The sequence below is a fragment of the Acinetobacter lwoffii genome, assembly GCF_022967985.1.
In the GTDB taxonomy this organism is placed as follows: Bacteria; Pseudomonadota; Gammaproteobacteria; order Pseudomonadales; family Moraxellaceae; genus Acinetobacter.
The window spans coordinates 1-369 of the sequence record NZ_JALJVC010000060.1; the positions used below are offsets into that span (position 1 = coordinate 1).

Below are 369 nucleotides of genomic sequence, written 5' to 3' on the forward strand. Positions count from 1 at the left end.
TTGTTGATGTCTTCAGTTTTCAAGGTGCGAGTGTCTCTTGCGAGACTGAGAGACGAGCTCTCAAAACTGAACGATGGGCATGTCCCGTAAGGGACGTTTTCCTTAGAAAGGAGGTGATCCAGCCGCACCTTCCGATACGGCTACCTTGTTACGACTTCACCCCAATCATCTACCCCACCTTCGACGGCTGGCTCCTTGCGGTTACCTCACCGGCTTCGGGTGTTGCAAACTCTCGTGGTGTGACGGGCGGTGTGTACAAGACCCGGGAACGTATTCACCGCAGTATGCTGACCTGCGATTACTAGCGATTCCGACTTCATGCAGGCGAGTTGCAGCCTGCAATCCGAACTGGGAACGGCTTTATGGGAT

1 rRNA gene is annotated in these 369 nt (G+C 53.9%); it reads right to left on the reverse strand.

Annotated features, from left to right (window positions below):
* Positions 1 to 106: 106 nt before the first annotated feature.
* Positions 107 to 369: ribosomal RNA gene (locus tag MWG72_RS15480) — 16S ribosomal RNA — on the reverse strand; the annotation flags it as partial.